The following is a 12386-nucleotide window of genomic DNA, read 5'->3' on the forward strand; positions in this document are numbered from 1 at the left end:
AAATTCTTTTAAAAATTAAGGTTATCTCATGAAAAAATTATTGCTTTTATTTATTTTTGTTGTTCAAAGTTTTGCAGCTTTAAGTGTTGAAGAGCTAACTTGGGATAATGGAGATACCTTGCTTAAATTCTTACAAAGAAATTCCATACCTATGTCGCTTTATTATGGACTTGATAGAGAAGATCAAGAACTTGCTTCTGATATAGCCTATAAAATAAAATATCAAGTTTTAAAAGATGAAAACAACAACATAGAACAAGTTTTAATTCCAATTAGCGATGATTTACAAATTCATATCTATAAAGATAAAGATGGACAATACACTCTTGCTTTTACTCCTGTATCTTATCAAAAAGAAGATAGAATTTTACATTTAACCATTAAAAGCTCTGCTTATCAAGATGTCTATGAAGAAAGTGGTAGCAGTACTTTAGCTCGTGCTATGGTTCGTGCTTTTCGAGGAAGTATAAATTTTCGCAATATCCAAAAAGGTGATGAAGTAACCCTATATTATGAACAAAAAAGACGCATGGGTAAACTTTGGGGTGATATAAATATAAAAATGGCAATGGTAGAAATCAATAAAAGCGCTAGAGAAGTCTTTTCTTATAATGATATATTCTATGATCGTGATGGCAAAGAATTAGAATCTTTTTTACTTACAAAACCTGTGAATTACACTAGAATTTCTTCTCCTTTTACAACAGCAAGATATCATCCTATATTAAAACGCTATCGTGCCCATCTTGGTATAGACTATGCTGCACCTACTGGAACTCCTGTGAAAAGTGCTGGCAAAGGAGTAGTAACCTTTATAGGCACAAAAGGTGGTTATGGAAATGTAATTCAAATCAAGCATGACTCAGGTTATATGACTTTATATGCTCATCTTAGTCGTTTTGCAAAAATTAAAAACGGACAAAAGGTAAATCAAGGACAAGTAATTGCATATGTTGGTTCAACAGGTATGAGCACAGGGCCTCATTTGCATTTTGGAGTATATTTAAATAATAAAGCTATAAATCCTGCATCTGTTGTAAAAATCGCCAAATCAGAACTTAGTGGAAAAGCAAAAGAGAATTTTAAACATATCATAGCTGGATACGAGCAGGTTGTTAAAGAAGCCCTAGCCTCGAATCAACCTAATCCCCCAAAAGAAGAAGATTTTGAAAACTATATAGAATTTTAATTACTCAACAACGCTTTATCTTTTGCATTGATTAAAGAATTTAGAAGAGTTGCAAGCTCTTCTTTTTCTTTTTCACTAATTTCACAAAAATCTGCATCAATTAATTGTTTCACCAAAGCTTCATTTAACAAATCCCCATCGCCAAATTCTCTAGCTTTTTGAATGATTTTTAACACTCTTAAATCTTTTCTTTCATACATTTTAATCCTTTAAATAAACCACGCTCACAAAACGCTTAGGCGTTTTATCGCGACGATAAGAAAAAAAACTCTCATCATCAAAACTACAAATTCCACAATCTTTAATATTTTCAATGCCTAAATTTTGAGCTTGAAATTTTACCAAGGCTTTTAAATCAAGTTTATTATCTTGAACAAATTCTTTAAATTCTTTTTTAGCAAATTCTAAAATTTCTCCATCTATTTCATAATTTTTAGCACAAATTCCAGGTAAAATAAAAAGATGAAATTTATTCTTATCTAAATGTGAATTTTGCATAGTAATTTGATCAACGCATTCTTTTAGGATATTTTCAAAGCTTCCTTTTCTACCTGAATGCAAAGCTGCTATAATGCCACTTTCATGATATAAGATCAAAGGCAGACAATCCGCACTTAAGACACAAAGAGCAGTATTTTTTTCTTTACTTATAAGTCCATCACAACTGAGATTTTTTAAATTTTCATCATAAATGATAACTTTATGAGAGTGAATTTGATCCATAAAAACACATTTTTCAATATCTTTAAAACCTAAATGAGAAAATAAATTCTCATTATGAATTTTAGCCCTAAAAACATTATAATCCTTATCAAAAGCACAAAAAATACCGACTTTATCATTTTCTAATAAAGATAAGAAATTCTTTCCACTTCTTCCCATGATAATCCTTTGTTTTTACCTTGTAATTGTGCATAAATATAACGAGCAAGCAAATCGCTTTCTATATTTATTTTTCTACCTACTTGATAGTCCTTAAAAAGCGTTTCTTTAAAAGTAATAGGAATAATAGTAAGCCTAATACCATTTTTTAAAATTTCATTGATAGTAAGGCTTACCCCATCAACAGCTATACTTCCTTTTTCTGCCATAAATTTCATAGCTTCTTTAGGTAAAGTTATATGAAAATCCACTCCATTTTCATCCTTTTGAATCTTTTCAAGTATACCAATAAAATCAATATGCCCTTGCATAAGATGTCCATCGATTCTATCGCCATATCTTAAAGCAGGTTCTATATGAACTTTATCTTTTAAATTCTCTATAGCTATATGAGTGCGACTTTCGCGAGAAAGTTCCACTTCAAAACCTCCCTCATAAAGTTTTGTCACACTCAAACAAGCTCCATTTACAGCTATACTATCGCCAAGATTTGGACGATGCTTAGCTGTTAAACTTAAAGTATTGTTTTGATAAGATTGAACTTTGGCAATTTCTCTTATGAGTCCATTAAACATTTTTTACCTTAGAAAATCTTATTTAATAATTTATTTACCGCTTTATCCACTTTATTGCCTGTATTTTTAGCACCATCACTCACGCCGCCACCTACTACATTTTTAATAGAATTTAAAACACTTCCTGCATTTAAATTTACTTTAGGATTTTCTGTAGTTCCTGTAATACTTCCTTTAAAATTAGCTCTATCGAGTTTAATATCAAAAGGCAAATTTAAAGCTCCACTTTTAGAATTTAAAGCTCCTGATTGTACTAAAATATAAGAACGATCTGCTTGCATATTAAGATCAAGCTTGATATTTTCTTTTTTAATCAAAGCTTTAGCATTAGCAGTACGATAAACATCATCTGTAATATCTTTTAATGTTAAAATTTTTAAAGCATTGGTAATAAGATTTGGTTTTAATTTACCCTCTTTCATATCCAAATTAACCTCGCCTTCTTCGCTTAAAAGATTGTAATTTGCCTTCATGTCCGCCTTACCTTGATAAATATCCATAAAATCCAAACCCTGAGCTAGACTACTTAAATCCACTCCGTTTAAATCAGCAAGTAAAAGGTTATCTTTAAATGTGCTTTGAAGTTTTCCTTCAAATAAATTTGGACTATTTACAACAAAATTTAAACTCTTATCAAAACCTACCTTTCCATTAAATTCTGCCTTACCTTTAAGTTTTCTATCTAACAAAAAGCCTAGTTTTGAAAAATCATTTATCTTTAAATTAAAATCCGAATTTAAAAGCATCTTACTTATATCAAAACTTCCTTGTAGTTTTGTAAGATCAGCTAAAGATGAATTTAAAACAGAATCAAATTGAGCGATATTGTTTTTAAAATTAATTTTGGTATTTAAATCATAACTTGTATTGTTTGGAAAATTTTTATTTAAAATTTTACTTAAAGTTGCAGCATTTAAAATGCCTTTAGCCTCTAAATTTGCTTTACCATTAAGGTTGTTAAAATCGATATTATCTAAATTAACTTTTGCATTAACAACCCCACTGGCATAATTTGGCATACCTGCTATAACAAAAAGTTTAGATAAATCAAGTTTATCAATGTTCAAATCAAGTTTTTTACCATTTGAATCAGCTTTGATTACGCCATCTGCCAAATTTGCATTTGCATTTAAATTTTGTATTTGAGTACCTATAATATGAGCTTTTGCATTAAGATCTGCCTTACCTTGTAATTTTTGTCCCGCTATAGCACTAAACTGAGACAAATCATCAATAAAAGCATTTAAATCTGTATTTAACTCACTATTTTTTAAATTATAAGTTCCTTGAAGTTTTTTGATATTAAGTAAATTTGAAGCAAGTAAAGCATTGTAAGAAATATTACTATTTTTTGCATTTGCTTTAGCATCAAGACTAAAAATTGTATTTGGAAGTTCTATTTTAGCAATTTTTTTAAGCTCATTGGTGTTAATCTTTGCATTGTTTATTTTTGCCTCAAGATCGAAATTAGAAAAATCCAAATCCGCATTTAAAAGTTTAGCATTTAAATTTCCAGAAACTAAAGCTCCATATCCTGCAAGAGCTAATAATTTTTCCAAACTTGCTTCATTAATATCTGCAAAAATTTTATTATGTTTCAAACTTGCCTTTACCTCTCCACCAAGTCCGATAACTTGAGCATTTAAACTTGATAAGGCATTATTTACAACACTTGTTTCGCCTATCACGCCCAAACTACCATTTAATCTAGTTTTTGTAAGTTTTTCAAGCTTTGCAAGAGAAGGAATATTTAAATTAAAATCAGTACTTAAAATATTCTTACTCATATCATAAAGAGTTTTTTGGGTTTGTAAGTTAAGATAATCATTGTAAATTTTACTTACAGCATAAATCTTATCTTCTTTAACATTGGCTAAAATTTCTGCTTTAGGATTAGAATTTAAAGGCAAGTCTAAAGAAAAATCTTTTTTTATCGCCTCGTAGTTTATATAGCTTGTATCAAGTTTTATGATAATATTTCCATCAGGTTTTAAATTCTGTGCTGAAATTTTTGCCTGAGCATTTAAAAAACCTTTAGCATAACTAGGATAAGATAAAAGATGAAGTATTTCTTCTATCTTAAGATTTTTTGCATCTAAATTTAAAGCGATAGGGCTGTAATTATACATTCTCACATTTAAAAGTACATTTGAACCTAGTAAGTAACCCCTTCCATCTAAAGTAAAATCACTTGCCTTGCCTTGAATTTTACCGCCAAAAGAAAGGTTTTGATTTAAATTTAAACCTAAATTTTTAGCATAATTTTGCTTTAAAGAAATAAGATAGTCAAGATCAAATCCAAGCTTAAAAGGACTCAAAGCTCCCTGAAGATTAAAATCTGCCATATTTGCGATATTTGCTTGCAATTCAAGGCTTGAAAAACGTAAATTAAAATGCGTGATATTTACATCTAATCCCGCACTTTCTTTGATCTTTTTTTGCGCTATATTTGCCACTATATTATTACCAAAACTTGTGAAAAGTATGGTATAAATAGCAATCAAAAGCACAACAACAAAAGCTATAACTCCATAAAAAATCTTTTTCATTTTTATCCTTTAGTTTATTTTATAAAATAACTTTAGTCTATAAAACTAAACTTTTATAAATATTTTAATTTAAAGTATTGACAAAATTCATTTTTTATAGTATGATATTATCACTCTAAATAAAAGAGTGCTAAAATCAATATTTTTAAGGATGGACAAAAATGAATTTTCAACCTTTAGGAAAGCGTGTTCTAGTCAAACGCGTAGAAGAAACTAAAACAACAGCCTCAGGCATAATTATACCAGATAATGCTAAAGAAAAGCCTTTAATGGGTGAAGTAGTAGCAGTAAGTAAAGAAATCACTGATATTGCAAATGGTGATAAAATCGTGTTTGCTAAATACGGTGGAACAGAAATTAAACTTGATAATAATGAATATTTAGTTTTAAATTTAGATGATATCTTAGGAATTTTAAAATAATTTATAAAATAAGGATAAAAAATGGCAAAAGAAATTATTTTTTCAGATGAAGCAAGAAATAAACTTTATGAGGGCGTTAAAAAACTTAATGACGCGGTAAAAGTAACTATGGGGCCAAGAGGACGCAATGTTTTAATCCAAAAAAGCTTTGGTGCTCCAAGCATTACTAAAGATGGCGTAAGTGTTGCTAAAGAAGTAGAGCTTAAAGATAGTCTTGAAAATATGGGTGCTTCACTCGTAAGAGAAGTAGCGAGTAAAACAGCTGATCAAGCAGGCGATGGAACAACTACTGCAACGGTTTTAGCTCATGCAATTTTCAAAGAAGGTTTAAGAAATATCACAGCAGGTGCAAATCCTATCGAAGTAAAACGCGGTATGGATAAAGCTTGCGAAGCTATAGTAGCAGAACTTAAAAAACTTTCTCGCGAAGTAAAAGATAAAAAAGAAATTGCACAAGTTGCTACAATTTCAGCCAACTCTGATGAAAAAATCGGAAATTTAATCGCTGATGCTATGGAAAAAGTGGGCAAAGATGGTGTTATCACTGTTGAAGAGGCAAAATCAATCAATGATGAATTAAATGTAGTTGAAGGTATGCAATTTGACAGAGGTTATTTAAGCCCTTATTTTATCACTAATGCAGAAAAAATGACAGTAGAGCTTTCAAGCCCTTATATCCTGCTTTTTGATAAAAAAATTACAAATTTAAAAGATTTATTACCGGTTTTAGAACAAATTCAAAAAACAGGCAAACCACTTTTAATTATCGCTGAAGATATTGAAGGTGAAGCGCTTGCAACTTTGGTTGTAAATAAACTTCGCGGTGTTCTTAATATTTCAGCAGTGAAAGCTCCAGGTTTTGGCGATAGAAGAAAAGCTATGCTTGAAGATATAGCGATTTTAACAGGTGGAGAAGTGATTTCTGAAGAACTTGGAAGAACTCTTGAAAGTGCGACTATACAAGATCTTGGACAAGCTTCTAGTGTAATCATCGATAAAGACAATACAACCATAGTAAATGGTGCAGGCGAAAAAGCAAATATTGATGCGAGAGTCAATCAAATCAAAGCACAAATTGCTGAAACAACTTCAGATTATGACAGAGAAAAATTACAAGAAAGACTTGCAAAATTAAGTGGTGGTGTTGCAGTTATTAAAGTAGGTGCAGCAACTGAAACTGAAATGAAAGAGAAAAAAGATCGCGTTGACGATGCTTTAAGCGCTACTAAAGCAGCAGTTGAAGAAGGTATAGTAATCGGTGGTGGTGCAGCGCTTATCAAAGCAAAAGCTAAAATCAAACTTGATTTACAGGGTGATGAAGCAATTGGCGCAGCTATCGTTGAAAGAGCTTTAAGAGCACCTTTAAGACAAATTGCTGAAAATGCAGGATTTGATGCAGGTGTGGTTGTAAATAGCGTAGAAAATGCTAAAGATGAAAACACAGGATTTGATGCTGCAAAAGGTGAATATGTTAATATGCTTGAAAGTGGAATTATCGATCCTGTTAAAGTAGAAAGAGTAGCTTTACTCAATGCAGTTTCTGTAGCTAGTATGCTTTTAACCACAGAAGCAACAATTAGTGAAATTAAAGAAGATAAACCTACTATGCCAGATATGAGCGGTATGGGAGGAATGGGTGGCATGGGCGGAATGATGTAATATCTACTCTAACCTCTTATCAGCAAGGATTTTCCTTGCTGATTACCAATTTAATTTAAAAACACTCCCTTGATTTTCTACAGATTCGCAAATAATCTTAATATCATTATCATCACAAACTTTTTTTACCAAAGAAAGCCCTATACCAAATCCTCCTTGATCGGTATTAAATCTTGTATATCTATCAAAAATATGATTTAAATTTGACTTTGAAATTCCACAACCTGTATCCGCAATACTTAAAAAATTGGCTTTTAAAATTATAGAAATTACTCCACCTTTTTTATTGTATTTAATAGCATTGCTTATAAGATTATCAATCAATTTAGAAATTTGACTTTTAGGAGCAAAAATATTTGCTTGATTTAAATCAAGCTTTAGTGTAATTTTTTTTTGCTCAAAAAATACTTTAAAATATTCCAATCTTTCTTCAAGTAGTATTCTTAAATCAAATTTTTGTTTTTCTGTTTCTAAGGTATTAGGGAAATTATAAAAAACAAGATCAGAGTACACTTGAGACAAACTTTTTGCAGCAAGCTTAATCCTTGTAAATTTAGTATTATCTCCTAAATTTTGATGCTCAAGTTGTTCTATACTCATCAAAATAACACTTAATGGGGTATTGAGTTCATGAGTTGAATCTTTAATAAAACGATTTAGTATGCTGATTTTATCCTCCAAAGGCTTTAGAGCAATTTTTACTAAAATATAAGATATTAAACCCAATATGCAAAAAGCCATAATAGCAAAACTAAAAACTTTCGTTCTAATCCAAAAAAGATCTTTGCCAACATCTTCACCCTGTATTAAAATTTGCAAACCATCGTTAGTATTTACTTCTTCATTGCTAGCATGTCTTAAAAAATAATGATCTGCACTCATAGGAGCAAGGAAAAAAACCTTATTATCACAAATACCTCTACCTTTAAGCTCTATCTTTGCCTTTCTTAAATCAAAATCTATATTACTAAAAACAATCTTTTTAGCATCAAATATAGCAAATTTTAGTGCTGTGCTTTGAGCAATATTTTTTGCACTTATATCTATAGGGGTAAAACGAGAATTTAAGATGCTTATAACAATGTTTCTATGATTTTCTCTCAAAGTGGTACCCTTTAAAACAACTAATTCTTCATATAATTTTTGATACCATAATGCAAAAAAAATCGTTAAAAAAATACCTGTAGTTGTTAGGTAGATTAATAAAATTTGCCTAATGACTTTTTTAGCCATAGCAATATCCCCTGCCTCTTTGATTTATAATTTTTTCTTTTCCTAAAATTTTACGTAAATTTTTCACATAAGCCCTTAAACTTAGCTCACTAGGCTCCTCATCATAATCCCAGAGTTCTTCAAAAATTCTCTCTGTACTTAAAAAGTTGTTTTTATTTTTAAGTAATAAAGACAAAAGCTTAATTTCTTTACTCGGTAAAGTCAAGGCTTTATTATTATGGTAAAGAATTTGTGTAGTAAATTCAAATCTAAATCCATCTCCTAAATCTTCAAAATCTTCATTTTTATGTGAAAAAGCTCTTTTAAGCAAAGCTTTAACCCTGATAGATAACTCGGCAAGTTCAAAAGGTTTTTTTATATAATCATCACAACCTGCGTCAAAGCCTTGTTTTAAATCGTTTGTTGTGTTTAAAGAAGTCATGAAAATTGCTGGAGTTTGCTTTCCGCTTTTTCTTAATTCTTTAAGTAATGAAAATCCATCTCCTAAAGGAACTTTTACATCTAAAATCCAAAGATCAAAATATCTTTCATAAGCCATATCTAAAGCTTCTTGCGCATTATCGCATAAAAATACTTCATATCCCTCATCGTTTAAAAACTCTTCAATGATCTCACTCAAGCTCAAATCATCTTCTAAAAGTAAAATTTTAGCAGCCATAATTTAAATCTTTCTAACTTCAAATCTCTTAAATATATATCATTGTATCAAAATTCTTATCAATTATTTAATAAAATTTCATTTTTATTTAATTTATTTTTATCTATAATCCTTTCATACAAATAAATTTTTCCTTAAGGAGTTAAAATGCTTCCAAAATGGGATAACAGCTATAGTGTGCACAATGCTAAAATTGATGAGCAGCATAAAAAGCTTTTTAAACTTGCTGCAAAAGTTGAAGTTGTATCAGATAGATCTGTAAGTAAAAATGAAGTCAAAGAACTTTTGGCTGAATTTTTTAATTATATGAAAGATCACTTTAATGATGAAGAAAAATACATGCAGCTAATAGGCTATCCAAATTTAGAAGAACATCGAAAAATACATAAAGAAATCATCCAAACCATGATTAATTTAATCAAAGATATCAAATCAACCAATGATCTTAAAGAAAAACTTTATATAGTGGCTAAAAAGTGGCTTTTAGAACACATACTATATGAAGACATGAAAGTTGAAAAATGGAGAAGTTCTTCTTTGTCTACAGATGATGGTGGCGATGTTAGCTTTGAAGCAGCAGAAGATGAAGATAATGAGCATCCACAATTTTATCTTTATACCTGTAATTGTCCTGGTAAAATTCACGATGTTCCTTATAGCATTCATCAAAAAATAGAATTACAAGGTCATAAATTTACTTGTAAAACTTGTAAACAAGCTATAAAATTTTACAAAAAATATTCTTAAGGAGGATAAAATGAAACGCAATGTAAAAACTTATTCTTTTAGAATGCCTTTAGAGCTTAAGGAGCGTTTGGATAATTTAAGTAAAAATCTTTCTAAACCAAAATCAACCATAGTAAAAGAAGCCATAGAGGCTTATCTTAATGAAGTTGAAGATTTTTCTTTTGCTGTTAATGCCCTAGAAGAACTTAAAGATGGGGATTATCAAAAGGCAAGTAAAAAAATAGATAAAATTGTCAAAAATCTTAAACAAACAAAATAAAAAACTTTATCACAATTTTTTTTGTGATAAAGACTTATTAATTTTTTATATTAAAATACATTTATGAATATTAAAAATGGAGTTAAAAAAGTGGCTCCGGATGTAGGATTCGAACCTACGACCAATCGGTTAACAGCCGACTACTCTACCGCTGAGCTAATCCGGAATATTTAAAAGTAAAATGTGATTATAGTGAAATTAAAAAACTTTGTCAAGGGTTTTTTCACAAAAATGCATTTTTTATGTAAAAAAATTAATTTACTCCTTAACAATAACACTTTTTAAATTTCTAAAATAAAACAAATTTACCCCATCTTCATATAAATAATCAAGCTTCATTCCATGTGTTTCTAAAATAGTATTTACAATATAAAGCCCTAATCCAAAACTTGATTTTTGTTTTGATCCTTGAGTAAAAGCTTGAGTATAGTATTCTAAAGTATTGTTAAGCTCAGGACCACGATTTTTAAAACAAATATAATCATCTATAATATCAATTTGCACAAACCCATCTTCAGAATGTTTAATACCATTATCTATCATATTTTTAATCGCCGTAGTAAAAAGTTTAAAATCCACATTTACAAAAAAACTTTCTTCCATAAAAATACGTATATTGCTATCATCTCGCATTGCAATTTCTTTGGCTTCATCTAAAACATCTAAAATATTGTATTTTTTTCTATTTATAAAAGCAGCCCCTGAAGTAATTTGCTCAATAGCAGCAAATTCATTAATTAAAATTTCAAGTCTAGTAAAAACCCCATTTAAGCGCTCTTTATATTTATTATCTTCTATCATTTCTAAAGTTAAGAGCCCTTTAGTAATAGGAGTTTTGAGTTCATGCATAATATTTCTTAAAAAAAACTGACGAGATTGGTTTAACTTTCGAATTTGAACAATAGCTTGATAAAAAGCTTCACTTACTTGTGAAATTTCATCCACCCCAGTGCTTACATCTTCTATATCACCAAGCTTTCCTTGGGCAAATTTATCAATTTGTTTTTTAAGTCTTTTAAGTGGTTTTAATTTTTTAAATATATAAATATAAAGCAATACAAGAATACAAATCACAGCTACAGCTATAGCTTTGATAATAAAATACCTATAGGTTTGATAATCTTGATCCTTATAAAGATAAACCTTTCCATCATAAATAATATTTAAATACACCTGTCTATTATAAGAAATAATCTCGATTAAGCCATTGTTAACCTCAACCCTAGCTAAAACATCACCTCTAAAAAGAATTTTACGGATCTGCTTTGCTTCTGTTATCTCATCCATTTTATTATAATTTTTTGTCTGCTCTTCAAATTCTTTTTCACTGATAACTCCTGCAAAATTTAAGAGCCTTGCATTAGCTATCAAAGAATATTTTGTGTTTAATTCTCTAGTATAATTTTGCTGATCGTATTCTATAAGCCACAAAAAGCCAAGTATAACACTAACCCCAGCAAAAATAAAAATAAAAGTTATAGTATAAAAAATCGAAGATTTATTCATTGAGTAAGCTTATAACCTATTCCACGTATAGAGTGAATATATTTTGGAGTTTTTGGATCATCTCCCATCTTTTGACGAATTCTACTGATAATAACATCTATACTTTTATTACTAGAATCCTCACTAATAGAAGAACAATTATAAACAAGCTCTTCACGACTTACCACTCCACCCTCTTTTTTAATCAAATAGCTTAAAATATCAAATTCAGCATTAGTTAAAGTAAGCTCTTGTCCTTTCATGGTAATAATATGCTTATATTGATCATAAACAAGATCTTTTACGCTTTTTGCTATGGCGCTTTTTGTATTTGAAATACGTCTTAAATGACTTTTAATACGTGCTTGTAATTCTTTTGGATTATAAGGTTTTGGTAGGTAATCATCTGCTCCAAGCTCTAAAGCATTAACCTTATCTGTAATATCATGTCTTGCGCTTGAAACAATAATAGGCGTATCATACTTTTTACGAATCTCTTCACACACTTCAAGCCCATCAAGCCCTGGCAAAGAAAGGTCTAAAATGATAAGCTGATATTCTTTTAATGCAAGCTTAGAAAGACCTATATAAGGTTCATGAGCTATATCAACTTTCATATCAAATTTTTCCAAATATTCAGCTGTAATTTCTGCTAATTCTAAATCATCTTCTATCATAAGAATATTTGTCATAGTTTTCCTTTATTTTAAACTTAATTTTAATTTTAA

General features: G+C 29.6%; 13 protein-coding genes and 1 tRNA gene. 5 read left to right on the top strand and 9 right to left on the bottom strand.

What is annotated here, in order from left to right; all coding sequences use genetic code 11:
* The first annotated feature begins 28 nt into the window (after positions 1–28).
* Positions 29–1189: a M23 family metallopeptidase gene (locus FBF21_RS06440; RefSeq protein WP_002852845.1), complete on the top strand. Its 1161-nt coding sequence runs from the start codon at positions 29–31 to the stop codon at positions 1187–1189.
* Here the strand turns inward: FBF21_RS06440 and FBF21_RS06445 are convergent.
* The 4 genes from FBF21_RS06445 to FBF21_RS06460 are packed head-to-tail and all read right to left on the bottom strand — an operon-like array spanning position 1186 to position 5195.
* Positions 1186–1389 (bottom strand): hypothetical protein, encoded by a 204-nt coding sequence (locus FBF21_RS06445; RefSeq protein ID WP_002859287.1) that lies wholly within the window; start codon positions 1387–1389, stop codon positions 1186–1188. The two genes, FBF21_RS06440 and FBF21_RS06445, sit on opposite strands and share 4 nt — an antisense overlap.
* Before the next feature lies 1 nt (position 1390).
* Positions 1391–2071, bottom strand: a complete 681-nt coding sequence (locus tag FBF21_RS06450) for a polyphenol oxidase family protein (protein WP_002859288.1) — start codon at positions 2069–2071, stop codon at positions 1391–1393.
* Positions 2035–2646 (bottom strand): riboflavin synthase, encoded by a 612-nt coding sequence (locus tag FBF21_RS06455; RefSeq protein ID WP_002859289.1) that lies wholly within the window; start codon positions 2644–2646, stop codon positions 2035–2037. The genes FBF21_RS06450 and FBF21_RS06455 overlap by 37 nt, the downstream gene beginning before the upstream one ends.
* A gap of 8 nt (positions 2647–2654) precedes the next feature.
* Positions 2655–5195, bottom strand: coding sequence for a hypothetical protein (locus FBF21_RS06460; RefSeq protein WP_002886010.1), 2541 nt, complete (start codon positions 5193–5195; stop codon positions 2655–2657).
* A 161-nt stretch (positions 5196–5356) separates the two neighbouring features.
* Between FBF21_RS06460 and groES the strand changes: the two genes are divergently transcribed.
* The gene (gene groES, locus FBF21_RS06465) at positions 5357–5617 is read left to right on the top strand and encodes a co-chaperone GroES (RefSeq protein ID WP_002825273.1); all 261 of its coding nucleotides are present in this window, start codon (positions 5357–5359) and stop codon (positions 5615–5617) included.
* Between the two features lie 21 nt (positions 5618–5638).
* Positions 5639–7276 carry a chaperonin GroEL gene (groL, locus tag FBF21_RS06470; protein WP_002858047.1) on the top strand — a complete coding sequence of 546 codons (1638 nt, stop codon included), beginning with the start codon at positions 5639–5641 and terminating at the stop codon, positions 7274–7276.
* Between the two features lie 42 nt (positions 7277–7318).
* Here groL and dccS read toward each other — a convergent pair whose 3' ends face one another.
* Both dccS and dccR read right to left on the bottom strand, forming a co-directional pair.
* Complete coding sequence (gene dccS / locus FBF21_RS06475) at positions 7319–8509, bottom strand: two-component system sensor histidine kinase DccS (protein WP_002918043.1); 1191 nt, start codon at positions 8507–8509, stop codon at positions 7319–7321.
* On the bottom strand, positions 8502–9167 hold the full coding sequence (dccR, locus tag FBF21_RS06480; protein ID WP_002853205.1) for a two-component system response regulator DccR: 666 nt from the start codon (positions 9165–9167) through the stop codon (positions 8502–8504). The genes dccS and dccR overlap by 8 nt, the downstream gene beginning before the upstream one ends.
* A gap of 147 nt (positions 9168–9314) precedes the next feature.
* Between dccR and FBF21_RS06485 the strand changes: the two genes are divergently transcribed.
* Together FBF21_RS06485 and FBF21_RS06490 are read left to right on the top strand one after the other, a co-directional pair.
* Positions 9315–9914: a bacteriohemerythrin gene (locus tag FBF21_RS06485; RefSeq protein WP_002859294.1), complete on the top strand. Its 600-nt coding sequence runs from the start codon at positions 9315–9317 to the stop codon at positions 9912–9914.
* A gap of 10 nt (positions 9915–9924) precedes the next feature.
* Positions 9925–10173 carry a ribbon-helix-helix domain-containing protein gene (locus tag FBF21_RS06490; protein WP_002853192.1) on the top strand — a complete coding sequence of 83 codons (249 nt, stop codon included), beginning with the start codon at positions 9925–9927 and terminating at the stop codon, positions 10171–10173.
* A gap of 91 nt (positions 10174–10264) precedes the next feature.
* Here the strand turns inward: FBF21_RS06490 and FBF21_RS06495 are convergent.
* The 3 genes from FBF21_RS06495 to FBF21_RS06505 form a co-directional block, all read right to left on the bottom strand.
* Positions 10265–10339, bottom strand: a tRNA-Asn gene (locus FBF21_RS06495).
* Between the two features lie 92 nt (positions 10340–10431).
* Complete coding sequence (locus FBF21_RS06500) at positions 10432–11679, bottom strand: ArsS family sensor histidine kinase (protein WP_002853241.1); 1248 nt, start codon at positions 11677–11679, stop codon at positions 10432–10434.
* Positions 11676–12350, bottom strand: a complete 675-nt coding sequence (locus FBF21_RS06505) for a response regulator transcription factor (RefSeq protein WP_002853196.1) — start codon at positions 12348–12350, stop codon at positions 11676–11678. The genes FBF21_RS06500 and FBF21_RS06505 overlap by 4 nt, the downstream gene beginning before the upstream one ends.
* Between the last annotated feature and the right edge of the window lie 36 nt (positions 12351–12386).

The sequence above is a fragment of the Campylobacter sp. CFSAN093238 genome (assembly GCF_012898015.1).
GTDB classification, from domain to species: domain Bacteria; phylum Campylobacterota; class Campylobacteria; order Campylobacterales; family Campylobacteraceae; genus Campylobacter_D; species Campylobacter_D jejuni.